17 protein-coding genes and 2 CRISPR repeat arrays (1 of these 19 only partly in view) are annotated in these 25,163 nt (G+C 70.0%); of the genes, 9 read left to right on the plus strand and 8 right to left on the minus strand.

What is annotated here, in order from left to right:
• Window positions 1-14 precede the first annotated feature (14 nt).
• The 9 genes from J7E86_RS10745 (at window position 15) to J7E86_RS10785 (ending at window position 10,971) form a co-directional block, all read left to right on the plus strand.
• Window positions 15-575: a hypothetical protein gene (locus J7E86_RS10745; RefSeq protein WP_215081350.1), complete on the plus strand. Its 561-nt coding sequence runs from the start codon at window positions 15-17 to the stop codon at window positions 573-575.
• 35 nt (window positions 576-610) lie between these two features.
• Window positions 611-2,593 (plus strand): hypothetical protein, encoded by a 1,983-nt coding sequence (locus tag J7E86_RS10750; protein ID WP_215081351.1) that lies wholly within the window; start codon window positions 611-613, stop codon window positions 2,591-2,593.
• A 12-nt stretch (window positions 2,594-2,605) separates the two neighbouring features.
• Window positions 2,606-3,394, plus strand: a complete 789-nt coding sequence (locus J7E86_RS10755; RefSeq protein ID WP_215081352.1) for a hypothetical protein — start codon at window positions 2,606-2,608, stop codon at window positions 3,392-3,394.
• Window positions 3,395-3,398: 4 nt separating this feature from the next.
• On the plus strand, window positions 3,399-4,631 hold the full coding sequence (locus J7E86_RS10760; RefSeq protein ID WP_215081353.1) for a peptidase M23: 1,233 nt from the start codon (window positions 3,399-3,401) through the stop codon (window positions 4,629-4,631).
• Between the two features lie 87 nt (window positions 4,632-4,718).
• Window positions 4,719-5,558, plus strand: coding sequence for a hypothetical protein (locus tag J7E86_RS10765; RefSeq protein ID WP_215081354.1), 840 nt, complete (start codon window positions 4,719-4,721; stop codon window positions 5,556-5,558).
• 225 nt (window positions 5,559-5,783) lie between these two features.
• A complete protein-coding gene (locus J7E86_RS10770; protein WP_215081401.1) occupies window positions 5,784-6,686 on the plus strand; it encodes a hypothetical protein in 903 nt (300 codons plus the stop codon).
• A 52-nt stretch (window positions 6,687-6,738) separates the two neighbouring features.
• Window positions 6,739-8,604, plus strand: coding sequence for an immunity 49 family protein (locus J7E86_RS10775; protein ID WP_215081355.1), 1,866 nt, complete (start codon window positions 6,739-6,741; stop codon window positions 8,602-8,604).
• Between the two features lie 135 nt (window positions 8,605-8,739).
• Window positions 8,740-9,633 (plus strand): methyltransferase domain-containing protein, encoded by an 894-nt coding sequence (locus J7E86_RS10780; RefSeq protein ID WP_308312547.1) that lies wholly within the window; start codon window positions 8,740-8,742, stop codon window positions 9,631-9,633.
• Window positions 9,634-9,855: 222 nt separating this feature from the next.
• Entirely contained in the window at window positions 9,856-10,971 is a 1,116-nt protein-coding gene (locus J7E86_RS10785) for a CapA family protein (protein ID WP_215081356.1), read from the plus strand.
• 99 nt (window positions 10,972-11,070) lie between these two features.
• On the opposite strand, the gene J7E86_RS10790 is transcribed toward J7E86_RS10785, so the two are convergent.
• The 8 genes from J7E86_RS10790 to casA form a co-directional block, all read right to left on the minus strand.
• Window positions 11,071-12,786, minus strand: coding sequence for a serine/threonine-protein kinase (locus J7E86_RS10790; protein WP_308312548.1), 1,716 nt, complete (start codon window positions 12,784-12,786; stop codon window positions 11,071-11,073).
• Window positions 12,787-12,934: 148 nt separating this feature from the next.
• Window positions 12,935-14,121: direct repeats of the CRISPR family, unit length 29 nt; unit sequence GGGACCACCCCCGCATGCGCGGGGACCAC.
• A gap of 120 nt (window positions 14,122-14,241) precedes the next feature.
• Entirely contained in the window at window positions 14,242-14,589 is a 348-nt protein-coding gene (gene cas2e / locus J7E86_RS10795) for a type I-E CRISPR-associated endoribonuclease Cas2e (protein ID WP_215081357.1), read from the minus strand.
• Window positions 14,586-15,530, minus strand: coding sequence for a type I-E CRISPR-associated endonuclease Cas1e (gene cas1e, locus J7E86_RS10800; protein WP_215081396.1), 945 nt, complete (start codon window positions 15,528-15,530; stop codon window positions 14,586-14,588). The genes cas2e and cas1e overlap by 4 nt, the downstream gene beginning before the upstream one ends.
• Window positions 15,530-16,249 (minus strand): type I-E CRISPR-associated protein Cas6/Cse3/CasE, encoded by a 720-nt coding sequence (gene cas6e, locus J7E86_RS10805; protein WP_215081358.1) that lies wholly within the window; start codon window positions 16,247-16,249, stop codon window positions 15,530-15,532. The genes cas1e and cas6e overlap by 1 nt, the downstream gene beginning before the upstream one ends.
• A complete protein-coding gene (gene cas5e / locus J7E86_RS10810) occupies window positions 16,249-17,040 on the minus strand; it encodes a type I-E CRISPR-associated protein Cas5/CasD (protein WP_215081359.1) in 792 nt (263 codons plus the stop codon). The genes cas6e and cas5e overlap by 1 nt, the downstream gene beginning before the upstream one ends.
• On the minus strand, window positions 17,037-18,254 hold the full coding sequence (gene cas7e, locus J7E86_RS10815) for a type I-E CRISPR-associated protein Cas7/Cse4/CasC (protein WP_215081360.1): 1,218 nt from the start codon (window positions 18,252-18,254) through the stop codon (window positions 17,037-17,039). The genes cas5e and cas7e overlap by 4 nt, the downstream gene beginning before the upstream one ends.
• Before the next feature lie 81 nt (window positions 18,255-18,335).
• Window positions 18,336-19,127 carry a type I-E CRISPR-associated protein Cse2/CasB gene (gene casB / locus J7E86_RS10820; protein ID WP_215081361.1) on the minus strand — a complete coding sequence of 264 codons (792 nt, stop codon included), beginning with the start codon at window positions 19,125-19,127 and terminating at the stop codon, window positions 18,336-18,338.
• Window positions 19,128-19,264: 137 nt separating this feature from the next.
• On the minus strand, window positions 19,265-24,121 hold the full coding sequence (gene casA / locus J7E86_RS10825) for a type I-E CRISPR-associated protein Cse1/CasA (RefSeq protein ID WP_215081362.1): 4,857 nt from the start codon (window positions 24,119-24,121) through the stop codon (window positions 19,265-19,267).
• Between the two features lie 333 nt (window positions 24,122-24,454).
• Window positions 24,455-25,163: direct repeats of the CRISPR family, unit length 29 nt; unit sequence GGGACCACCCCCGCATGCGCGGGGACCAC; it runs 542 nt beyond the window's last position.

A 25,163-nucleotide genomic window follows, 5' to 3' on the forward strand; every position in this document is an offset into this window, starting at 1 on the left:
AGCGAATAGCGGCAGTGGCCGTGGCGGCTGCGTCGGTGCTGATGGTCGCGGGGTGCTCGTCGTCCTCAGGCGGCAAGGAGGGCGACAAGCCCGGAGAGAAGCCGAGGTCGGCCGGGGAGCGGCAGGCGCAGGAGTACCGCGACGCGGCGAAGAAGGACCGGGCGAAGATGCTCGAGGTGGCGGTCGCGTACCAGAAGGCGGACGGCCTGCACGACGGTGAGGCGGCCTGCCGGCTGATGACGGAAGCGGGCCGGCACGGCAGTGACGCGTCGTTGGAGAGCTGTGTGAAGTTCTATATGCCGCTGAAACCCGACGCGCGTGAGTCGGAGGAGAAGTCGTCGTACAGCGTGACGGGCGATCCGGTTGAGGTTCCGCCGATCGGTGATCACCAGGCGGGTACCGGAGTGATGGTGACGCGCCAGTACCTGCTCGAGGGTCGCACGAAGTACTACAGGACGGCTCTGCGCATGGTGAAGGTCCGTGGCGCGTGGCTGGTGGACCAGGAAGAGGAGATCTACGACTCGGAGATGAAGCATTCGAGTCCGGTGTTCAGCGCCCTGATGAGGTCACATTGAGGATCCCGCGGCTCCGCAATCTGGCCATCCCGGTCGTGGGTGCCTTCACCACACTGATGGTGACGGCGTCCGCAGCCGCAGCGGATGACAAGTACGCGAAATACAAGCCGGCCGGAATCGGCGCCCTGTTGCCCGCACCGAGCACCTCGCATTCCGGCCCGGGCACGCTGTACGAGCAGTACGGCAGCCCCATGCTCTACGACCTCGACGTTCAGCTGGGCTGGGACGAGTTCGGCGACTGGGCACTCCAGTTCGTCGCCGTGATCTTCATGGGTCTGGCCGTCGTGTTCGCCCTGGCGGCGATCGTCGTCGTGCAGTGGACATTCAAGTTCACGTCCATCGACAAGCTTGAGGACTCCATCGCGACCGCCATCTCCGGCGCGGCGGGGACGGTGTCGACGACCTTGCTTCCGTCGGCGATGGCCGTGGGTGCACTGATCGCGTACGCGAACCATCGAAAAAACGGCTCATCCATCAGCCAACTGGGATGGGTGGCCGCGACAGCGATTCTGTCCATCTCCTTGCTGACCACTCCGAAGGTATGGATCGAGGGCATCGACTCCGTCCGGACCATCGGCAGCAATACGGCCATGAAGGCCGCGTCCGCCGGCATGGGGAACGAGAGCAAGGAGCCCATCGATATCGGCTCCCAGCCCGTCTACGGCAAGAACGACCAGGACAACATGCTGCGCAAGTCCGCAGACGCGATCTGGCGGTCCTACGTCGTCACTCCCTGGTGTGTCGCCGAGTTCGGAAACCTGAACACGTGCAAGGAATTCGGGAAGGAACTGCTGGATCAGCCGGCGGATGACAAGAAGCGCGAAGAGTGGCTGAAGAAGACGGTCAAGGACGACAAAGTGGGCGAGGAGGCGGTCAAGTACCGCCAGGGCCACGTGGGCCAGGCCCGTGTCATGGTCACCATGGCCTCCGCCGTCTGTGCGGGACTGTTCGCCATTCTCGCGGTGGCTCTGGCCTTCGCTTCGCTCGCCTCGCTGATCGGCGCGCTGATGCTGCTACTGGCCGGCGTGGTCTTCGCCTGCCTCTGGGTCATTCCCGGTAGGCCGCGCCAGTGGGGCGTCCGCTGGTTCGACACCCTTCTCGGGTTCACGCTGCAGTCGTTCGTCAGCACGATGGTGCTGGGATGCGTGCTCGTTCTGAACACGGCGAGCGTGTCCATGGTCGGTACTTACGGCTGGTTCGCCTCGGCGGGCGTGAGCATCACGGCCGCGATCGTGGCGTTCAAGTTCCGCGGGATCATGGAAAGCATCGTCGGCGTGACCGGCGCCACCAACTCGTCCTTCAACGCCGGCGCCATGCGGCTTGCGCAGGGGGCCGGCGCCCTTGCCGCACGGGGGGCCGGAAGGGCCGCCCTGTGGTCGGGCAGAAAGGCGGGGTCTCCGGTCGCCCGCAAGGGCAAGGAACTCGGCGGCAGAGCTGTGGGAGCGGCAAAGGAGGCGGCCCAGGAGCGGATCAGCCGGCCGTTCAGGACCGCTGCCGCGGTCAAGCAGTTCAGCGAGCGGCACGCCCACATGGACGCCGCCGGCGTGGCCAAGGGCTCCACGAAGCGCCAGAACTACGCCATGGGCAAGGAAGGCGGGCCCAGCACGTCCAGCGAGGTCACCGCGGCCCGGCGCGCCGAGAAGACGGGCAGCTCTGCGCCTTTGTCGGTCAGCCGGACGAGCCGGGCGAGCGATGTGCGCTCGGCAGGTGCTCAGGTCCAGGCAGCACGGCGCAACGGCCACCCCGGTGGCCAGAGCGGATCCGCCCAGGCAGGCCGCGGCGCGTCAGGGTCGGCCCAGGCCGCCGCGCGCAAGCCGTCGGCATCAGGCCAGGGCAGAGGCGGCGACCGAGGGTTCCGGAGTGCCCCGACGCCGGGCAGCGGAGGAGCGCAGCGACGCGTGGCGGAGGCCCGCAGGGCAGCTGCCGGCAGCGCTTCCGCGTCCGCGGCCAATCGGGCGGCCAACCGTCCGAGGAGACGTACTCCCACGCGGCCTCCCGCGCCCGTCGGCCGCCGGTAAGAAGGAGGACAGGTGAGCAAGAAACAGGGCCAGCGTCCGGCCTCCGAGTGGCGGGAACTGCTCAACGCGGAGTACGACTACCCCGAGGAGATCGAGAACGCCGGCAAGCGCCGTGTGCGCCGGCGCGCCCGCAAGGCGTACCGGCAGGAGCAGCGCGAGGAGGTCAAGCGCCGCCTGGCCGAGGAACGCAGACGTGAGCCCATCACGCCGGGCGGAGCGATCCTGGTGATCGTCGCCATCCTCGCCATCGGCGCTGCCGCCACGCACTGGTGGCCGGACCGCACAGGGGCACCGTCGACGGTGGGACACGCGGGGGACAGCGCCCGGACCCTGGACGCAGAGGACGACGCCCCCCGGCCCGCGACCACGGCCCCCCGGGCTCCGGAGCCCTCGCCGTCGGTGAAGGCCGATCGCAGCAAGCCGGAGAAGGCGTCGGAGGGCTGGGCCCGTGCCTACCTCACACGCAATCCCGTGCTGGACAAGACGCACATCGCCTCCGTCGAGCGTGCGGCCCCGTGGATGACCGACTCACTGGTGGCCAACCTGAAGCACTTCGACGACAAGGCGTGGGGCGAGCTCGTCTCCAACGGCGGCATCTCGAAGGTGGACGAGGTGACGGTCGGCCCCGCCGACGACGACCGCGTACGGAAGCAGGCCGACACGGAGACGCGTGTCTGGCGCAAGACCAGCGTCGACATCACGGTCCAGGGCTACCGGAAGTACAACGAGACGCGTGTGTACCTGACGGAGGTCATGCTCACCTCCGACGGCTGGCGCGTGGGCCGGGTCCTGGGGGTCTGAGCGAGTGGTTGCACGTCAGGCCCTCGCCCTGGCCTCGGGTGGGCTGCGCCGGGGACTCGCGTTCAAGGTCGGGATACCCGCCATGGGCATACTCATGGGGCTCCTGATGATCGTGGGAATGCTGGCCGGAATCGGCGGCGGCCCTTCGGCCGTCGCCGCCGGCTGCTCCAAGCCCGGCTCACCCGGGAACGACGGTCCTTCCGGTAACGGGCAGACCGGCGACACCACGGGCGGCGCGAGCAAGAAGCTGCGCGAGGAGCAGATCGAGAACGCGAAGATCATCGATGGGGTGGCCAAGGACGGCAAGCTGCCGGGGAAGGCGACGCTCATCGCCCTGATGACGGGGCTCGCGGAGTCGCAGCTGTCGAACATCAACTACGGCGACAGGGACTCGCTCGGCATCTTCCAGCAGCGCCCGACCTCCGGGTGGGGCACCAGGGAACAGATCACGGACCCGAAGTACGCGGCGCACATGTTCCTCTTCGGCGGCGACAGCGGCGACCCGCCGGGGCTGGAAGACGTCGCCTGGGAAAGCATGTCGCTCAACGACGCCGCCCAGAAGGTACAGCGCTCCGGCTTTCCCGACGCCTACGGGCCCAAGGAGGCCCAGGCGCGGAGCATCGCCAAGGAAGCGGGCATCGACCTTGAGCGCTCGGGGGAGAACCACCCCGACCAGCCGGGCAGGAAGGGCGGCACCAACGGCGGCTCGAACGGCGGCAACAAGGACGGCGAGAACCCCGACAAGAAGAAGCCGGAAGGTTGCAACACGTCGGGCAGCAACAACCCCGGCAAGCCCGGTGAGCCCTTCCACGACGGCAAGGCGAACTGGCCCGACAAGGTCAAGAACCGCCGCTCGACGGAAGACGCGATCAAGTGGGCGAAGGCCGAGGCCGACAGCCACCGCGCGGACTGGTACCAGAAGTGCCTGGCCTTCACGTCGATCGCCTACGGCTGGAACTCCTCCGGTACCCCGTACGCCATCGACCACTACAAGGACGTGATGCCGAAGGAGATGCGTCACGATGGTGACCGCAACCCGCCCCCGGGCGCGCTCATGTTCTGGGACACCCACCACCGGGCCGGTCACGTCGCCATCTACGTCGGCGACGGCAAGGTCGCGTCCAACGACATCGTGACTCCCGGCGAGATATCGATCGTGCCCGCGACCGACATCGAGTCCAAGTGGGGCGCGGAGTATCTGGGCTGGTCGCCCCCCTACTACCCCAAGGGCGGGTGATCCGGGTCATCATTACCCCGGGGCCACGGCATGTGCCTGCCGTGGCCCCGTCGGCCTGCTGGCAGCGGCAGTAAGTAAGGATTGACCATGCCTGTTGTGACGGACCTCGACTCGGTCCCCCTGACACCCGTCTACACCATCGTGATCAGCACAGCGGGGCAAGCGACGATCGAGGGCGAGCCGGTCGAACCGCTGCCCGGCCAGGACGCGCGGACGTCGGCGCTGGCGGACATACGCGTCCGGGCGGCCCTGCGCGGCCATCCCATACGCATCAACGCCAAGGAGCCGGACGGGACCGTCTGGCCGCTGATCGTCGACCACGACGGGGCGGTGACGCCGCTGTCGGCGCCGCACCCCGTGCCGCTGCCTGCGCCGGTACGACCTGCGCCGGCCCCGGTGGCCGAGCCGGTACGGCCCGCTCCCACCCCGGCTCCCGCCCCCACGCCCGTACGCGCCGCCGCTCCCGCACAGCCCCCCGTACCGCCACAGCCCGCCCCCGCCCCCCAACCTCCCGCCGGCTGGCAGTCCGCCCTGCCCGCGCACCACGCCCCCCGCTTCGCCCGCATCGTCGCCGCCGAGCTGGCCGGGGATCTCGCCGCCGCCGGGGTCGCCGCGAAGGAGCTGGAGGCGGCCGTCGACAGGGAGTACGGGCCGCTGCACCCGCACACCATCGGCGCCCTCGGCACCCGCGCCTGGCTGTCGCTGCTGCTTCAGGACGACTGGGCGGCGGCCACCCGGCTCCACCTGCGGACGGCCGAGCGCCGTGACACCGCGCGGGCGCCCCTCGCGGAGACCCGGCGCACACTGCGCAACGCCCATGCCGCGTGGCGGCGCCTGGCCGCGACCGACGCGGCGGAGGCCGAGGAGATCCGGCCGGAGCTCCTGCGGGTCACCGAGCTCATCGAGGGCGAGCCTCCGCAGGAGTAGGGCGAGCCTGCGCAGGAGTAGGGCCGGCTTCCGCAGGAGCAGGAACGAGCCTCCGCAGGAGCAGGGCCGCGCCCGCAGGAGCAGAGGCGAGTCTCCGCAGGAGCAGGCCCAGCCTCCGCAGCAGCAGGGATGAGCCCTCGCACACCCCGGAGGCCGACACCCGCGACGCGGCAGGAGCTGGCGAGCGTCCGCGACAAAGAGCCCGCTTCGGCCATAATCGCGATCATGCTGCCCGACATGCCCGCGCCCCTCCCGGAAGGGCCGCATCGACGGCTGCTGCCCGACGTGCTCGCCATCGGTGCGCCGTACCCGCTCCTGCTCGCCGGCGCCTATGCCGTACGCGCCCACGGGCTGGTCGGCCACGGCCCTGCCGCCGACGCGGAGGCCGCCCATCCAGGAGCCGCCTACGCCGACGCCGCCTACGCCGACGCCGCCTACGCCGACGCCGCCTACGCCGACGCCGCCTACGCCGACGCCGCTTACCCCGACGCCGCCCGCCCGGCGACCACCGCCCCGGAAGCTGCCGACCCGCGCCTCACCGGCCTCGAATTCGTCACCGACACCCCCACCCCCATGCCGGACCTCGCGACCGCCCTCCGCACCGGCCTGGAGGAGCGTGGCTGGCGCGTCGAACCGGGCCCGGTCGATCCGCTCGCGGCACGGCTCACCGTGACCGACCCCGGCTCCCGGGAGAGCCACACCGTCGACCTCCGCAAGGAGACCCTGTGGCGGCCCCCGGCGGACAGCGCGTACGGGCTCGTACCCGCCGTCGAGGACGTCGTCGGCCTGGAGGTGCGCGCCCTCGCGGACCTCGGGCTCGCCCGGCACCTCGTCGACGTCCGGGCCGCCTCCACCCGCTGGTCGCACACCGAGCTGGAGGAGCTCGGCCGCCGCCACGCGCGCGACGGCGTGCTCGACCTCTCCGACCTCCAGGCGCGGCTGACGGCGGCCGAGTGGCTCGATGACAGGGCACTCGCCGCCTACGGGCTCGACCGCGCCGAGCGGGCCGAACTCCGCCGCTGGGCACAGCACTGGGCCGACGACATCGCGGAACGGCTCATCGAGGAAGCGCCCTTCGAGGAACCACCGTCGGACGGAAACCCGTCCGAACCCTTCGAGGACGAGTAGAACGCGCGAGCCCAGCGAGCCCAGCGAGCCCAGCGAGACGAGTGAGCACACCTTGCAGACGCAGACCACCCACATAGCCCGCCACACCGTGGCCGACGCGCGGGTCACCGCGGCCGTCGACGACTTCGCCTCGCGCATCGGCCGCCAGGTCGACCTGATGCAGCACAGCGAGGGCCGCGACGCCTTCGGCTGGGAGATGATCGCCGACGAATTCCTGGACTACGTCGGCGCGCTGTCCCTGGCCGCGCCCGACCTCCCGAGCAAGGAGGCCCACGAGGCCCTGCGGGCCGCCGCCGACGCGGCGCGGGGCGTCGTCGCTCTCGACGTGTACCAGTGGGAGTCGGTGCACGTCTTCATCGACTACGTCAACTTCGGCCTGACGTACGGACCCGCCGACGATCCGCGGCAGGATCTCGGCGCCTCCGACTGGCTCCGCGCGCTGCACCTCGCGATCATCTGCGACCGGTACGACGCCGAGGCCGTGACCTTCGGCGAGACCGCGCAGGCCCTGCGCACGGACGTCGGCGCACCGCTGTGGAAGCGAGCGGCCTCGGGCCTGGCGTACGGGCTGCTCGCGTACGTACGCGGCTACGACTACGACGAGGACGACCGGTACGGCGACGAGCCGATCAACCGTGCCGAGGCCGCCGCCCGCCTCGACGCGCTCATCGCGGAAGCGACGGGCACAGACACAGGCACGAGCACAGGCACGAGCACAGACACAGGCACAGACACACGCACCGACGCATGGCGCACCGCGGAACTGTCGACCGTACGGGCCCTCCTCACCGGTGACCGGGACGCGTTCCGCGACGGGCTGATCCGGATGCTGGACCGGCATCGCGAGGTCAACTCCGGTCCGACAGCGAGCCCGCGCAGCCTGCTGCCCCTCGACGCGATCGCCCTGGCCGCCCTCGCGACCCGGCGCGAAGGCTGGGAGCCGGGCATCGAGTCGGCCTACCTGCCCGAAACGCTCGTCACGGGCCGCCGCACCGCCGGCCCCCGCGTCGGCCCCTACGGCCAGGACAAGAACCCCGCCGCCCTCGCCGAGCTGACGGCCGGCCGCTCCTTGACCATCGCCCGGCCGCCCGCCGGCTGGACCCCGCCGTCGGAGGAAGTGGTCTTCGACCGCATCGCGGCCAAGCAACTGGCGGAGCTCGCGGACCCGGAGGCCGACCTCCACCTGGCCACCCGCATGCTGCCGAGCACGATGCGGTACGAGACCCTCCGCTTCCAGGGGCGCTCGTACTTCGACCCGGACGGCTCCGATCCGCGGCAGCGCGAGGCCCTCACCCTGGCGGCCGAGCTCGGCGCCGCGGCCTTCCGTACCACCACCGCCACGTCGGCCGAGGACTCCGTCGACGTGGTCGTCGGAGGCGTCGCGCTGTCACTGCCGCACGTCGGCCCGCAGCGGGACGCCCGTGCCGCGGAGTGGACCACGGCCGTGGAGGCTGCCCTGGCGGCCGGCGCGCGCGACGCGCTGGACCACCTGCTCGCCGTGGACCCCGCCACCTTCGCCGGAGAGGACCGGACGGGCGTCACGACGACCTACCGCGCGGCCCTCCACGATCACCTGCGCGGCGCCGACGCCCGCCCGGCCACCGACCGCGCCCTCGCCGCCCGTACGCGCCTGCTCGGCCGGGGCGGTGACTTCCTGTGCCCGCCCGCCGTGCTGCTCTCGCAGCTCGTCGCCGGTGACGCCGAGGGCTTCGCGCTCGCGCTCGCCGACGCGCTGGAGGAACACCGCGACCACTACAGCGTCGGCGACCGCGCGGACGGCGTGGACGCGCTGATCGGCCTCGACGTCCTCGCCCTGGCCTGCCGTGCCCGCGCGCTGGGCCTGCCCGTACCGGTCCGCTCGGAGTACCTCCCCGCCGCGATCGTCGAGGCGCACGCTCCACGCCGGCCCGTGGCCTGAAAGATCCGTCGGCGCGCGCGGGCCGGGGCAGGCGGCCTTGCCGTCGGCCGCGGGGCTGCTGAAGGCTGCTGCGCGGCGGGCGGTGATCGCGCCCGCCGCGCACCTCCGTACGGGAAGCCCTGGAAGGAGCACAGCGTGCCGCAGGAATCAGTGCCGGGAGCCACGCGATCCGCACCCACGCCCGAATTGAAGGTCACCGCCGGTGAAGTGGGTGACTGGTACGACGAGTTCGGCGACATCTACCACGAGACCCTCGGCGAGAGCGTCCACTGCGGCCTGTGGTTCCCGCCGGACGAGCCACACCCCACGAGCATGGACCTGGTCGACCTGTCCTCGCGCGCCCAGGACCGCTACACCGACTACCTCATCGAGACCCTGGATCCCGAGCCCGGCCGGCACGTCCTCGACATCGGCTGCGGCACCGGCCGCTCGGCCCTCCGCCTCGCCCAGCAGCGGGACGTGGCGGTCACCGGCATCTCCATCAGCAAGGAACAGATCGCCCGCGCCAACCAGCTCGCCACCGACCACGGCCTGGCCGGCCGCCTCACCTTCGAGCACGCCGACGCCATGCGGATGCCGTACGGGGACGCGTCGTTCGACTGCGCCTGGGCCGTGGAGAGCATCTGTCACATGGACCGCGCCAAGGCGCTCCAGGAGGCGTGGCGGGTGCTGCGCCCCGGCGGTGACCTCATGGTCCTGGAGTCGGTGCTGACCGCCGAGCTGACCGAGGAGGACACCGCCGTCTTCCAGGGCATGCTGGCGTCCAACCTCCCGCCGCGCGTACCGGAGTTCTTCCAGCTGGTCTCCGACAGCGGCTTCGAGGTCCTGGAGATGAAGGACCTCTCGGCGAACCTCGCGATGACCATGAACGTGATGGCACTGGTCTTCCACGACCGCCGCGAGGAATTCGCCGAGCGCTTCGGCACGGAGTTCACCGACACGTTCTTCGCGGGCCTCCCTGCCGCCCGCGAGATCACCGCCCGCAAGACCCGCTTCTTCATGATCATGCTGCGCAAACCGCTCGGGTAAGGGGTTGGGGCGAAGCCGCCCGGGGGCCGTCAACAGATCTGTGCCCCCAGGGCGGCAGGTGTGGCGTAAAGAGCCCCCGTTGCACCGGCAGGAACATTCCGGTGTGCACAGTCTGCCCGTCACCCGCAACGGGGAGTAGCCGGATGCGCAGCTTCGTTATCGACCGGGAGAGCTCCGCATCGGCGGGGGCACGTGCGCGCCCTCCGCGCCTAACCTGGAGGAATGGACAGTGACCTGGTCACCGTCTTCCTCTGCGGTGACGTCATGCTCGGCCGCGGCGTCGACCAGATCCTCGCGCACCCGGGTGATCCGGCACTGCGCGAGCGATACGTACGGGACGCCCGGGCCTACGTCGAGCTGGCCGAGGCGGCGCACGGCCCGATCCCCCGCCCGGTCGACTTCTCCTGGCCCTGGGGCGACGCCCTCCAGGTGCTCGACGCCGCCGCGCCCACCGCCCGGGTGATCAATCTGGAGACGGGCGTCACGCGGAACGACGAGTTCGCCCCCGGCAAGGAAGTCCACTACCGGATGAACCCCGCCAACCTCCCCTGCCTCGCCACCGCCCGCCCCGACGTCTGCGTCCTGGCCAACAACCACGTCCTGGACTTCGGCCACCGCGGGCTCGAAGAGACGCTCGACACCCTGGCGGGCGGGGGCCTGAGGACAGCAGGAGCGGGCCGCGACGCCGACACGGCGTGGCGGCCCGCGATCGTCCCCATCGACGCGGGCCACCGGCTCCTCGTCCTCTCCTTCGGTATGTCGACCAGCGGCGTCCCGCACACCTGGGCCGCCACCGAGAACCGGAGCGGGGTCGCCTACGTGCCCAGGCCGTCGGCCGCCGCCGCGGCCGCCGCGACCGGCCGGCTGCGACAGCTGAAACGCGCCGGTGATCTCCTGGTGGCCTCGGTCCACTGGGGTTCCAACTGGGGCTATGACGTGGCCCGTGACCAGGTCGCCTTCGGGCACGCCCTGATCGACGGCGGCGCGGACGTCGTCCACGGGCACTCCTCGCACCACCCCCGCCCCCTGGAGGTGTACCGGGGCAAGCTCGTCCTCCACGGGTGCGGCGACTTCATCGACGACTACGAGGGCATCACCGGCTTCGAGCAGTACCGGGACGACCTGCGGCCGCTCTACCTCGTCTCCCTGGAACCGGACACCGGCAGGCTCGCCGACGTACGGATCGTCCCCTTCCAGGCCCGGCGGATGCGGCTGCGCCACGCCTCGTACGAGGACGCGCAGTGGCTGCGGAACGTCCTCAACAGGATCGGCCGCGGCTTTCACTCCCACGTCGACGCCGAACCGGACGGCACGGGCACGCTCACGCTCCGGCCGTGAGCGCGTGAGCGCGTGAGCGCGCGGGAAGACGCTCACCGATCCGACCGCCCGGGACGACACGTGGGGCTGTCCAGGGAGCTCGCCGATCAGGCCCATTCGCTAGCAGCGGACCGGCTGGCCGGTCTGGCGGATGATGTTGTCGGCGGACATCCAGCCCACGCTCTTCGTCCCGTCGATGCGGACGTAAATCCACTTGTGGCCGTAGGAGTTCTCGATGGAGCAGTGGAACCAGAGCTTCGCGCCGGACTTGGCCGCGGCCACGGCGCCGCAGACTTTGTAGGGCCCGTTCAGTATGTGCTGGGCACCGGTCAGGTAACCGTACGTGCCGGGCTTCGGGTCGTGGTGGTTCCAGCCGCTGCAGGTCGTGGGCACCGTGGGCTTGGCCGACGGAGAACCGGACGGGCCCGCCGTGGTGCTCGGTTTGGCCGTCGAAGAGGCCGAGGGCGCGCCCGACGGCTTCCCGGAGGAGCTCATGGAAGGCGAGCCGCCGGGGGAGTTCCCGCCGGGGGCCGTTCCGCCCTCGCCCGGCTGACCGCCTTCCGCCGGGGAGCTGACGCCGGGCGTCGCCGCCTGTGCCTCGTCACCGCCCGTGCCGCCGTCCGTGCCGGTCAAGGCGTACGTGACACCGCCGCCGACGAGCACGACGAGGGCGGCCGCCGCCGCGATGAGGGCGCGGCTGCGGCGCCGTCCGCGGCCGTCCGCGGCACTGCCGGCACCGGGAGCGGGGCCCGTGACCGGTGCGCCGGACTGCACGGGCGGGTACGGCGGGCCGGGCGGCGGGTAGCCGGTGTGCGGAGGCTGCGGGGAAGGCTGGTGGAACGGCGGCGCGGCACCGAACCCGGGCGGCGGCGCCGGGGCGACGGCCTCCGTCGGTGTCGGCGCGACGGGGGCCTGGGCCGGCGGCGCGGAGTCCGGCACCCCGCCCGCGGCCACCTGCTCCAGCATCGCGCGCGCCTGGTCGGCGGTCGGCCGGTGCTCCGGCTCCTTCGCCATCAGTGCCCGCAGCACCGGCGTGAGCGGTCCCGCTCGCCGGGGCTCCGGCAGGGGTTCGGTGACGATCGCCGACAAGGTGGACCACACGGACGTGCGGCGGAACGGTGACGTGCCTTCCACCGCCGCGTACAGCGTCATGCCGAGCGACCAGATGTCCGACGCGGGGCCGGGCTCCCTGCCTTGCGCGCGCTCCGGCGGCAGATAGTCGAGGGAGCCGACGAGTTGACCGCTCTGGGTCAGCTTGGTCATGGCCTCGTCGCCGGAGGCTTCCATGCTGGCGATGCCGAAATCGGTGAGGACGACCCTCCCCCAGCCTCCGGCCGGGGGGACCCCCATCTCGCTTCGCTCGCCGTGCTCCAGCAGCACGTTCGCCGGCTTGACGTCCCGGTGCAGTACGCCGACCCGGTGCGCGGCGTCGAGCGCGTCCATCAACTTGGCGCCGATCGCGGCGGCCTCGTGCGGCTCCAGCGCGCCGCGTTCCTCCAGCACGTCGTCGAGCGAGGGCCCGTCGACGAGTTCCATGACGATGACCGGCAGGCCCTGCTCCTCGGTCACGTCGTGCACGGTGACCACGCCGGTGTGCCGGATGCGGGCGGCGGCCTGCGCCTCCCGCTGCATCCGGGTCCGCAGATCGAGCAGTTCGGGTGCGGAGGCGTCGGTGAAGGCCCGCAGGACCTTGACGGCGACCTCGCGGTTCAGCAGCTCGTCCACCGCCCGGGCGACCACTCCCATGCCGCCGCGCCCGATCATCGCGGTCACCCGGTAACGCCCCCCGAGCACCCTGCCTATCAGCTCGTCGCCGTTCGCTTCCCCCGTCGTCACCGCGTGCTCCGTCCGTCACCGCTGATCATTCGCAACCTGGCGGCCCCAAGAGTAGAGGCAGGAGTGCTGAGGCCGAACTTGCCGCCTACGGATCACGCTCGCATGCGAGGGGCGGCGACGTGATCGTGTGGGAAAACATCGCCAAGATGCGACCACCCCCGCATGCGCGGGGACCACCGTCGACGACCTCCTCGGTACGGACCACGCGGGGGACCACCCCCGCATGCGCGGGGACCACGAGGCCGTGCTCACCGCGGACGAGACCGCCAAGGGACTACCCCCGCATGCGCGGGGACCACTATCGAGGGGTGGTGCACATCGGGGCGTGGTTGGGACCACCCCCGCATGCGCGGGGACCACTCCTTCGGGGCGACGCGGGCGGACGCCTTCGAGGGACCACCCCCGCATGCGCGGGGACCACCCTGGATCTACTGCGCAGCCTCGTGAGGCAAGGGGACCACCCCCGCATGCGCGGGGACCACACATGAGCAAGTTGGGGCTCGACGGTCGACCGGGGACCACCCCCGCATGCACGGGGACCACCGCCGTTGAGTCACCAGCGTGGGCACCTGGAGGGGACCACCCCGCATGCGCGGGGACCACTCACGCAGCAACACGGTGGCCGCCAAGATCGAAGGACCACCCCCGCATGCGCGGGGACCACTCAGGCAGTCAGTCACGTATCCATCCAGCGCCGGGACCACCCCCGCATGCGCGGGGACCACGTGGGGGTGGGTGTAGTGCCTGCCCCGTACCCGGGACCACCCCCGCATGCGCGGGGACCACAGGCCCTGGCCTGAGGGAGGGGTGGAGATGGCGGGACCACCCCCGCATGCGCGGGGACCACCCCGGTGGTCAGTGCAGTTCGACGATGACGTCGGGACCACCCCCGCATGCGCGGGGACCACGAGCAGCAGGTGACCGTGTCGGAGAGCCGGATGGGACCACCCCCGCATGCGCGGGGACCACGGCACTGTCCTGGCGTACCAGCGGTACTGGGAGGGACCACCCCCGCATGCGCGGGGACCACCACCCCGAGCCGGAGCCCGAGCCCGAGCCCGGGGGACCACCCCCGCATGCGCGGGGACCACTCACGGCCGTAGGTGCGGGCGGTGCGGATGACGGGACCACCCCCGCATGCGCGGGGACCACACAACATGCGGTCACGAGGGTGCCGCCCCCGGGGGACCACCCCCGCATGCGCGGGGACCACTTCGACATAGAAGTCCTTCCGCGCGGCGGCTCGGGACCACCCCCGCATGCGCGGGGACCACACCAAGCGGGACCTCTCCGGCGAGAGCGCGGGGGGACCACCCCCGCATGCGCGGGGACCACAGCAGCTGACCTGCTGCTCTACCTCGCCAGATGCCAGTTTTTACTCACTACCACTGATTCCGACATTACCGCCATTCCTGCCCTCTGGGTTGATGTGGGCGCCCATTGGCCACCCATCCACTACCGCCCCCCGAACCGCCGGCGCTTTGACGCCTTGCTCCAGCCCCTTTCTGTTGAGGTCGGCTGGGCAGGGCCGGGTGTCGGGCGGTGAATCAGGGTCAGGCCTTTGTGGTCAGTGGGGTGCCAGGCGTGGTCGTGTGTGTGGAACGTGAAGCCTTGTTCGTTGTCGGTCTGGTGGACGAGCAAGGCGCGCCCCTTGCCCGAGTACTGGCGGACCTCATCCCACAGGATCTCCCGTACGCGGGTCGACGGAGCGCCCAGGAAGACGCCCGGGGAGATTTCCAGGAGCCAACGGGTGAGGAAACCGCGCAGCCCCGCCGGACAGTTGGCAAGGACGATGACGGTCACCAGATCGGCACATCCCCGTAGTTGCGGCCGCCCTCGACACGGATATCGCTGTCCGACTGCAAAGTCATGCGATCCTCGCCGGCCACGGTGTCATGGGGCTCCTCGTAGTCGAGCAGACTCTTGATATCCCGAACGCAGCGGTCCAGCAGGCCGGTCTCGGTGATGCGGTCCCGCAAAGCCCTGCGGGTGCGGGACGCCACCTCTTCCGAACCATCGGCTGCCGCGTCAAACGCTGCTGGGATGCCCACGTCGGCCTTGTACAGGTCTGCTACGTCCAGGACAAAGGACCGCTCGTGCCCGGAGTGGACGAAGCCCAGCGCCGGGGAACAGCCGAGTGCCGAGACGACCGCATGCACGATGCCGTACATGCACTGTGCGGCCGCCGTAACGGCCTGGTTCGGGGCGTCCCCGGCCGAGAAGTCGTCGCGATGGTATTCGCGGCGCCGCCAGGCGACCCCAGTCCGGGTCGATTCACGGCGGTAACAGTCCTTGATGCGGTGGCCTTCCATGGACAGGAGCTCTTGGCGGGTGCGCCCGGCAGGATCCTCGTCGGGAAAGCGCAGACGGTACATGGCTCGGGCGACCTCCAGCCGGGTGCGCCGGTTTGCCCAGGCTGTCGCCTGTGCTTCGGCCAATCCGGAGGAGCGGGTCAGAGCCCGTCCGCCGGCGTAGAAACGCACTCCGTGCTCACCCACCCACGCCACTCCCGCTCCACTCTCCCCGAGGACCGCCATGGCCTGTTGCGTCACGCGGGTGCCTGGTCCGAGGAGCAGCGTGCCGATGGTGGCGGACGGGATGTGGGTCACCCCGTCCGCATCCGTCGCGGTGATCGCGTTGTCGTCGCGGTGTACGGTGCACCGTTCGAGGTAGATGAAGGAAATCCGGTCCCCGACTCGGGCGAGCTCGGGCGAGGACCCGCCCCGGCGGCTGACGGTGCTCATCATCCACCCACTGGTGCGAGCGTCATCAAGCCGCAGCCATACGCCTTCGCCTTGCCCAAGCCGTGAGTGAGGGTTCGGCGGAAGACGACGGGGTCGGTAATCCGCAGCCTGCCGTCGAAGGTGACCCGCGTGAACCGGACGTCTTGCTTGGACTGGGCTGCCGGAGGTCGACGGAACTGGAGAGGTAGCTGGTCCCGCAAGACCAACTCGTGTTCGTCGCCGAATTCGGTCAACCGACGCTCCGAGGGCTTCTGCACCACGGCGAACCCCGCCTTCTCCTGCCGGTCCAGCAACCACCGCAGTTGGTGGCGGGGCGTCCGATGCGCGGCTCGTCTCGTGGGGGCCCCCGGTTTGTCCGTCGGTTTGCTGATGTTGTGCACCGGGTTCGCCGTGAGGCGGAATCCCCAGGTGTCCCCTGCCGCCAGGGCGTCGAGGAACTCGCTGTAGGCAAAAGTCGTCCAGCCGGGCGCCTCCAGAGTGGGCCAGCCGGCCTGCTCGACCAGGTGAGTGAGGTCCGGCCGAGCAGGGCTGACGATGAACAGCTTCATGTCGGCCGGACGATCACTATCGACGCGCCACAGGACCCGGGGACCGTGGCCATCCCGGGGCGGAGGCTCCGGGAACGACATGTTCACAGCGCCGTGCATCAGATGAGGTGAGCCGAGCAGCCGGCGGGCCTCGGAGCGAGCGGTGTTGATGCGGAAGCGGGTCAGGTACATCAGCTGGACCTCGGGTGCCAGTCCACCGGCGGTGCAGGGGCGGTGGCGGATCCCGTACCAAGCGGCACGGAATCCGTGAATACGGTGGTCGGATCGTGGGCCGGTGGTGCCGGACGACGGCGCGAAGCCGTGGTCTGTCCGCTGCGGACACCACGCAGCGCGTACTGGCGGTGACGTGGGTCGAAAGTGAGCGGTGCGTCCCGGAGGGAGAAGTCGGGGACTTCCTGGGGTGGGCAGTCGATCAACAGGTCCAGTGCCTCCGCCGCTGCCGCAGCATCTACGTCCCCGGCCCGGCGGGTCCGCCTCCTGGCGTACTCGGACGCCTGCCATTCCGCGTCTCGAAGGGCATCCTCCAAAGACGCCTCCTGAGGTGGCCCCATCGTGATCGGCTGTGAGGGCGGACAGGAGCGGCGGCCGAGATACGGCAGGAAGCGAGGTTCGAGCAGCGCCTCATATAACTCTTGGAGCAGCCGGACATGGCCCTCCACACCCGCGACGAACACCGCGTCTGCGAGGTAGAAGCGCTCCGAAAGCGGCATGGCCTTCCCCGAGTCGGCGTGATGCGCGGTCTGGAAGTCCCGCAGTCGCGATCCAGGCTGATCGATCCGTACGCCGAATCTCAGCACCGCCAGATCCGAGAGGTCCGCCTCCCGGCCACGGCCCAGAGCGGCGGCGAGCAGGCCGATCACACCACTCTTCGTCGGCGCGTTCTCCGTACTGCGGCGGGCGAAGCGGGCGGCGGACCCCCAGGACTGCAGGGGCCCCGCGAGCCGTAGCAGGAGCACGCTCATGTGCCGGACCCCAGCCGCTCGGCGACGGCGGCCGCCACGTCCTTGACCAGCTCCGCCAGTGTCACCTCGGCGCCCAGTTCCTCAAGCGACTTCGTCTCCTCGCCGACGCGCACGACCCAGCTCTGCTCGCCGGTCGTCACGCCGTACTGCCTCTCCAGATCGGGTACGTACCTGGCCAGACGCTCGCAACTCCTCCGCATGAAGCCGCCTGCCTCGCCCGCTGCCACCGGCTCCTCGAAGGCGCCGACAAAGCTGATCGGACGCCGCGAGCGGAGTTTCACGATCACGGCGGCCGGCAGCGTGTGGTTGCCGAACGAGTTGATCTTCCCGGTCGGCAGTGACGTGATGAAACCTTCGAGGAAAGCGCCCACCGCCTTCTGCGCGGGCGTCGTCGGCGACTGGTCCTTATTCATTCCTGCACCGAGGTTTCTGTGGAGCTCGTCGACGTCCACGGCGGCGTACCTGTACAGCGTCGCGGAATTGAAATCGATCGAGCCGATCATTCCGGCTCCCGACTCGGCGTCGGTGTTCCGGTCGTCCACAGCGGTGTAGTAGTCCGACTCGATCTCCGACATGTGCACACTGATCGCGTGCGCGACCTGCGTGGCCGCTTCCACGTTGAGGTCGGGCGAGTCGGCGACCATACGGCCGAAGAGCGCGATGTCCACCGAGTGCCGGGTGTCAGCGGCCTGTCGGGCTCTGACCTTGTTTTCCTTGATTTTAAGGAAATCCTTCAGCGCCTTGATCTCACCGCCAGAGCTACCCTCCAAGGCCAAAGCGGCCAGCACATCGAGTTGCCCTCTGCTCAGGAACATCAAGTAGGCGGCCTCGGGAGCCGCTTCGCTTTCAGGCGCGCCCTCGCGCTCCGGGTCGCCCTTCGACTTCCGTTTGGGTACCTCGATTTTGCTGCCCATGGCGGCACGCATGGTTTCGGCTGCCAGCTCGACCGCGGCGGAGGTCGTCAATGACTCGTCCAGCTTGATGATGCGCTCGGCCAATGCCTCGGCAACCTTCTTTGTCCGTACTCCCAGTTCGGAGGCGGGCAGCAGTTCCCGAAAGGCCTCCCGAGTGGCGCGCTTCCATGCCTGGCTGGAGACCCGCGCCCGCCGTACACCACCGTATGTGGCCGACTTCGGGGTGCCGGTGTCGTCGCGGTTCAAGTTGCTCGGCGGGACAGTCTGAAGGATGTGGATGTCAAGGATGGTTCGCGTCACTGGGAGTTCCGTTCCTTGCTGTGCCGAAGTGTGAGGGAGTGGTTCGGAGAGAGCCCGTGGGGCATGCCGGAAGCTGGAGACTCATTCGCCGGAGCCGTAGAAGTCGCCTTCGTCATCGCCTTGATCGACGTCCTCGCCGCCTTGGCCACCAGGCGAAGAAGCTGCCTCCGGGGCGCCCGTACGGGGGGCCGCCTGCCCCGCGACACGTGCCCGTGCGCTGTCTCCGAAGGCGAGATGGAACTCGCGACCCCAGGCCCGGCGCACTTCGCTCCGTCGCCTTTCGTCCTGCCATGAGCAGAGCTGGCCGGCGAGGCGCCCGTAGTCGAGGGGGATCCGCGCGGTGCGCAGCAACAGAACCATCTCGCGGAGCCGGATGGACAACGAGTCGAAGGAATTCGCGGTGCCGATGCATACGAAGCGTTTGCGCAACGCCTCACTCAGCCCGTCGTCGGGGTGAGCCGCGGTCTTCCGGGAACCCTGCTCCTCCGCCGCGCCCGCGTTCCCCGTACCGGCCTTCCCCTCGGCCAGTCGCCGGACCGCCCGTCCCAGGGGCCATTCGAAGTCGTGCATATTTGCGTCCCCGATGGACTGCTGGTGGAGGGCCCAGAGGGTCACCGCGAGGTGGACCGCTCCTTCCTCGGAATCCATCCTTCGTTCGTCCCTGCGCCGCTGTTCGGCAGAAAAGAACTTGGGTGGCGCTTCGCTGCCTTTCGTGCCCGACGAGGCAAGCCACTGCTCTCTTTCCCGTAAGCGAGCCAGCTCTTCCAGACCGTCGATGCCCCAGGTGCCGGGGGAATCGTACGGGTGCTGCCCGACGCCTCGCCGTAGCCGCGCCAGAGTCGCCACGGCGGCCGGATCGTCCTTGCGGTACATGGTCTGAAGCCGGCTGACACAGGCCACCGTGGCCCGTCCAGGAAGGGACGGCTCGGGGCGGTGGCCACCGGGCGAGTGTGACGGAGCGCCTGACGGACCGACCGCTGCACCGCCTCCGGATGGCTGTGTTGTGGTGGTCATACGGCGGCCCCCATCTGGTCGTCGTCATGGCTGATGGGCTCTTGAGTGGTGAGTGAGGCGGGGGCCTGGGCGGGAAGCGGAACCGGACCGGGCGCGTTGGTCCTCGGTTCTGCGGGGCCTGGCCCCTCCGATGCCCGGGCTGCCAGAGGCAGCACCCGGTTCAGCCGCCACCGGAACCAAAGGTCTGCCCGGGCGTCGTTGATCCAGAGCCTGCTGCCTTCGGGGGCATCGACAACCCGTCCCTCCGACGCAGCCGGCCCCGCGGAGTCGAGCAGCCCCCGGCTGAGCCGGACGGTGCGGTGGCGTACCTGGGTCTGCCACTGCTGCCTGGCAGCCTCAAGGTCGGAGTGTGTGGCCAGGCCCGTCAGCCACTTCCGATACGGTCCGTCGAGCTCTCCGAACCCGAGATCCCGGGCGGTCGCCGTGGGCGGCGCGGGGTCCGCCCCTGTGGCCCGGGCCAGATTGCCTGCAAGCTGGCCGAGAGCGCGGACAGCGTTTTCCGCGTCGGTCATGGCGTCGACTGCGGTGGCTCCGTATGCGGGGTGCTCCTGATGCAGCAGGACGACAGGAAAGACGACGGCGTCATCCACAATCTCGTCCACGACGGACTGCTGGGTGCCGTACACAGCTCCGACGATCCGCACCCGGAGCAGCGAGAGCGGATCGAGCTCTCCCTCAGTGGTAAGCATCGAGTACCAATTGACGACCCCTGAGGGGAGCGATCGGGGCGCTTCCCCACTGCCTGAGTCGTCCGTCGCGGAGCGCCTGGCAGGGAGAAGAGATGCCAGCCCCCGCCAGGCCGCCCGGCTCGGGTCGTGCTGTTGCGGCATGTAGACGGGCGACCGGCCCCGTTTCTTCTCCTGGGCGGCGCTGCGCCGCCAGGTCGACATGGGTTCCAGCTTCCAGGGCGCGGATAGGGCGAGAGGGTCTCCGTAGCCGAGGACGACACCGGTCACCTCACCGTTCTCGGCATGCAGCCGAACACGCCGGGACTGCCATGTGTAGAGGTCACGGAGACCGGTCGGCCGGTGGGTATGCCCGGCTTCCTCCATCTGTCCGGGACCGGGGGAAGGGCGCTTCCAGGCGGGCAGGTCGCTGTCTTCCGCTCCTTCACCGCTCGCGCCGTCCACGATGCCCTCGGCGAGTGGGATCAGATTCAGCAACAGGGTCTCGCGCAGGTTCGTACCCTCGGCGAATACTCCGCCCAGATTGCCGGCGGATCCCACGCCCAGTGGGTAGACCTTTCCCGCCTTGGCTCGGGTGTCACCCGCCATGCCGGACTTGATACCGGAAGAGTCGTAGGCGTGCGTGTGCACCAGCCACCGGGCCGCCTCGGCGTAGGTAAGCCGTTCCACACCTGGGTGGCGCATGGCGAAGAAGGGATCACCGTTCGGGACGTCGGCCACGATCCGGTTGAGCGAGGCGACCTCGTTCTTCTCCGTGCACAAGTCGGCCACTTGGAAGAACGGGTCGTCCGGGTGCAGCAGATCGAAGCGGTGCCGGTGGGTGTCGAGATAGCCGGGGACGGCGCCGAATGGATCCCGGGACTGCCACAGCTCGCTCCAGTCCTCCAGCTCCGCAGGACCGTCGAGGGCGTCGTACAGAATCGCGAGCAGTAGCCGGAGCAGCGCGAATTCTTGGGTGGGTACATCCCCCACCAGGCGTCGCACGTCATGTGCGTGGGCGAAGACGTCCCGCAGTGACAGCTCCTCCGTGCGTCCGTCGAGCCACTGGACCGGCAGCCAGGGGGACGTGGTGAGGTCGAAGGAGGACGACAGTGGAGGCGTTGACAAGTCCCGAGATGCCAAGGAGCTCACCTCCTCCGGGTCGTCGGACTCGGGGGCACGGCGGCAGGGGACCGTAAGCGCGGAGGATCCGTGAGAGGCGGGACTGCCCGCCACCTTCTCGTGATCAACGTCGTCGTCCTCTCCTGGATCGAGTCCGCCCTCGGATACGGCAGGCGAGGGCGCGGACGCGTCGGCGGACGACACCCGCAGTCCGTCGGCGCTGCTGTACCTGAGAACGAAGCCTCCCAGAGGGGTCTGACAATCCTCATCGAGAACGAGCATCAACTCTCCTGCCAACCAGGGGCATTCCTTCACTTGCCAGGCCCGCACCACAAATCGCTCGAGCTCATCGATGGTCCGGTCGATCACCCACGGTTTGGAGAACTGCCAGGGCAACGTGATCGCACTCGCCGCGACGGCCTCTGCAGCGCGCCTGGACGGTGGGAAATCAGTGGGCAGCTCCAGGCCACCCCGACCATCACCGAGCCACGGCACAGTGGTCAGCCCGCCGTCCCGCCGCCGCTGGACTACGAGCACCTCCAGACTTTCCTCACCGTCCCGTACCTGGGCGCGGCCCGTACGGCTGTCGTCCACATCCCCTGCGTTGGCACCCAGCCAGCCATACACCGGCCGCCCCGCCCGGCGGACCGGGGCGAGGAGGAACGCCTCGGCCTTCTCCTGTTTCTCTGCCAGGAGCCGCAGGTGGTCGGCGCGGGCCGTGCTCATCTCCTCGGACCAGCTCACCGGCCCGACGTCGCCCTCCCCGTAGGCGGCCTGAACCAGCGGGCTGATGTGCTCCGGGAGCACGAGGGCCGCGCCGTCCATATGGGGGCCCAGGACAGCGAGTGCCCGCAGCAGCGTGTACGGCGGGTAGATGGCGCGCGAGCCGCGTGCGGGCAGAGGGGGTTCCGCCTGCCAGTTCACCCCGGTCACCAGGCAACGGGCTGTGGACAGCCGACGGGGTCGGGTCCGAGGGTGTCGGTGCAGACGCCCCATACGCTGGAGCAGGAGGTCGACAGGGGCCAGGTCGGTGACGAGCAGGTCGAAGTCCACATCGAGTGACTGCTCGACGACCTGGCTGGCCACGACTACGTGGGGACCGGCTGGTCGGTCCCCACCTGGGCCGAAGCGCTCCCGCAGCTTGACGTCGTTGGCAGCCCGGTCGGCGGCCAGGAACCGGGAGTGAGCGACGGTCACCGCGTCGTCGCCGAACCGCTCCCGCAAGGCGTCGGCCGCTTCCAGCACCCGATCCACAGTGTTGCGGACGACCAACGCGCAGCCGCCCCCGCTCAGTTCTGTCTGCAGCCGGTCGGCGAGCAGCGCGAGGTCGTCGTCCAGCCGTTCCAATGACACCTCCGTCCGGCGATCCGAGGCTGCTGCGGGCTCGGTGGTACGAGTCGGAAGGCCTGGCGCGACGGCTGTGATCAAGGGATACGCGTTGTCGGGGACATCGAGCGCCGTGCCCGATCCTGAGTAGGCAGCGGCCAGAGCCTGCCTACGCGCCGCCGGGAGGGTGGCCGAGAGCAGCACGACCGGCACGCGGTAGGCGGCGAGCCATTCCAGTACGCGGTCAAGGTAACGGCTCATGTAGGCGTCGTACGCGTGAACCTCGTCGATGATGACGACCTTGCCGGCAACGGCCAGGTGCCGTAGCGCCAGATGCCGGCTCTTGAGCCCGGCGAACAGAACTTGGTCGATGGTTCCCACGGCGAAGGAGGCCAGAAGCGACTTCTTCCGTCCGCGGAGCCACTGATGTGCGTGCAGCCCGGCTGGCTCGGAGCGCGCGGCCCGCACTTCGCCCACCCGGTCGGGGCGGTCCAGCTCGACGGCGGCGATTGCGCGGTGGCCCGAGCGCATCATGCCTGCCCAGAGGTCATTGAGCGCGGACTTGGCATGCGCCAGTACGACCGATCGTGGGCCGTCGAGGGGCAAGCGCCCCAGCCAGTCCAGGAGACGGGGGAACATCGCGTCGCCTGTGGCGCGAGTGGGGAGGGCCACCAGGCATCCGCCTGCCCCTGTTCGGGCGGCCAGGATCTCCGCCGCGGCAAACGCGGCCTCGGTTTTGCCCTCGCCCATGGGCGCCTCGATCATCAGCAGGCCGGAGGCGGGCATGAGCCGGGCCATTCGAACGGCCTCGGCCTGGACCGGTCTGACCTCAGCCCCGGCAGGCAGATCGAAACGCTCTGCGAACAGTGCCTTGGCCGACCGGTCAGGTTCCGTGGGTAACCACGGTCCCGGCAGATCGAGACCCTGCCATGCCGCCCTGAGCCGGCGAGCCTCACCGACTGAGCCGGAGGGTTGCCAGGAGGCGGGGTCGTAGGGGAACAGCTCGGGGGCGCTGGCTATCCAATCGGAGAGGATCACGATGGCGGTGAGCAGTACCTGGACGGTTTGTGGGAGTCGCACTGATTGCCAAGCGGGTAACCGCCCGACGACCTGCGCGAGTTCGGCGCATCCGTCCATCAGCTCGTACTGGACGTGCCGCCACACTGCCTCGCTCGCGCCGGGGTGCCGCAGCAGGCGGGGCCGGAGCTGAAGGTCATGAATCTGCTGGTGCTCGGGGGGAGTTCCGTGATGGCCGCCTGCCACGACGGCGAATTGCCCGGATGCCCGGGCGCTCATTCCGTGGCGCTCGGACAGCCACTCCTGAAGCAGCAGTTGACCGGCTAACCCGTGGGGCGCCATTCGTCGATCGGTGCCGTATTCCTTGGCGGAGAGCATGTCGAGACCGGCGGCTCGCATGCAGTCGGCGAGGGATTCCACTTGGCAGGCGAAGGCGCAGGTGGCCTTGCCCGCATCGTGAGCGGCAGCGAGGAACACGACGAGTCGACGTGCGTCGTCATTGCCACCTGGGAGTGACTCGGCCACAAGAGACTTGACGTTGCCGGGAACCCATTCATCCCATAACTGGCCGGCTACGGAGGCGCTGTCGGCCATGTGTCGCCACAGTGGCATCCATCCGTCGGTTCGCCGATCGTGTTTGGCCCAGGCGGTCCGGGCGGCTGGGGAGAGGTGGGCGAAGGGTGCCTCGCCGGAGGTGGCTCCGCGTGTAGGCGTATGGGACATGGCTGAGCCCTCTTCGCGATGTGCGTGGCGGAATGGGGCGGCTGCGAGCGGTGGAAGGCGTATCCGCACAAGCGGATGTTGGCGAGCTGTCGGGATCAGTAGGGGCGGGCCAAGCTCGGCCTTCTCGCTCCACCAGGAGGTATGACGGGCTCGGCCCCTTAGCCGGATCCTGAGCTTCGGGGCCGGCGGCCCCTGAAGGGCGTGCGTCACGGTAGCACTGCGGAGCGTGCTCCTGTCGTAACTCTCTTGCAGTGCAGGGAAAGAGAGGTCCTCGGTTGGGTGGATCTGCTTAATGGGCAGCTGGTAGCTGGTAGCTGGTAGCTGGTCGAGTCTGCTGCGAGCCCCGCATGCGCGGGGACCACACCTTCAGACGGGTCTGAATGGCGCGCTGGTCGGGACCACCCCCGCATGCGCGGGGACCACAAGGCCGACGTCCTCGGCGAGCTCCCGCAGATGGGACCACCCCCGCATGCGCGGGGACCACCTCGCCGGGATTGCCGGGCACGGCTATGCGTTGGGACCACCCCCGCATGCGCGGGGACCACGGCGATGCGGGAGCCGGGCTCGGGTCGGCTGACGGGACCACCCCCGCATGCGCGGGGACCACGTCTTCCACCACGTCGTGAAGGAGGCCGAGGCGGGACCACCCCCGCATGCGCGGGGACCACCTTGTCCAGACCAAACCAGGCCGAACCGGCCGGGGACCACCCCCGCATGCGCGGGGACCACAGGACTGCGGTGACGGCCCGGTCAGCGTCCCCGGGACCACCCCCGCATGCGCGGGGACCACTCGAGGAGGGGGAATTCCGGACCGCCGCCCAGGGGACCACCCCCGCATGCGCGGGGACCACACGTCAACGAGGGTGCCCGGGGGCGTGGCGGCGGGACCACCCCCGCATGCGCGGGGACCACAAAGGTTCCTTCGTGTCGAGATGACCGGTTGGGGGACCACCCCCGCATGCGCGGGGACCACCTCTTCGTACGGCTGCGGGCGGAGACCGGGGCAGGACCACCCCCGCATGCGCGGGGACCACGCCGCCTA

The organism is Streptomyces sp. ISL-11, from assembly GCF_018614525.1.
In the GTDB taxonomy this organism is placed as follows: Bacteria; Actinomycetota; Actinomycetes; order Streptomycetales; family Streptomycetaceae; genus Streptomyces.

Excerpts from the sequence above, each read along its gene's own strand:
- J7E86_RS10765 (WP_215081354.1), top strand. The coding sequence starts at position 4,719 with ATGCCTGTTGTGACGGACCTCGACTCGGTCCCCCTGACACCCGTCTAC.
- J7E86_RS10770 (WP_215081401.1), top strand. The coding sequence starts at position 5,784 with ATGCTGCCCGACATGCCCGCGCCCCTCCCGGAAGGGCCGCATCGACGG.
- J7E86_RS10785 (WP_215081356.1), top strand. The coding sequence starts at position 9,856 with ATGGACAGTGACCTGGTCACCGTCTTCCTCTGCGGTGACGTCATGCTC.
- cas1e (WP_215081396.1), bottom strand. The coding sequence starts at position 15,530 with ATGAGCACCGTCAGCCGCCGGGGCGGGTCCTCGCCCGAGCTCGCCCGA.
- cas6e (WP_215081358.1), bottom strand. The coding sequence starts at position 16,249 with ATGTACCTGACCCGCTTCCGCATCAACACCGCTCGCTCCGAGGCCCGC.
- cas5e (WP_215081359.1), bottom strand. The coding sequence starts at position 17,040 with ATGAGCGTGCTCCTGCTACGGCTCGCGGGGCCCCTGCAGTCCTGGGGG.
- casB (WP_215081361.1), bottom strand. The coding sequence starts at position 19,127 with ATGTACCGCAAGGACGATCCGGCCGCCGTGGCGACTCTGGCGCGGCTA.
- casA (WP_215081362.1), bottom strand. The coding sequence starts at position 24,121 with ATGTCCCATACGCCTACACGCGGAGCCACCTCCGGCGAGGCACCCTTC.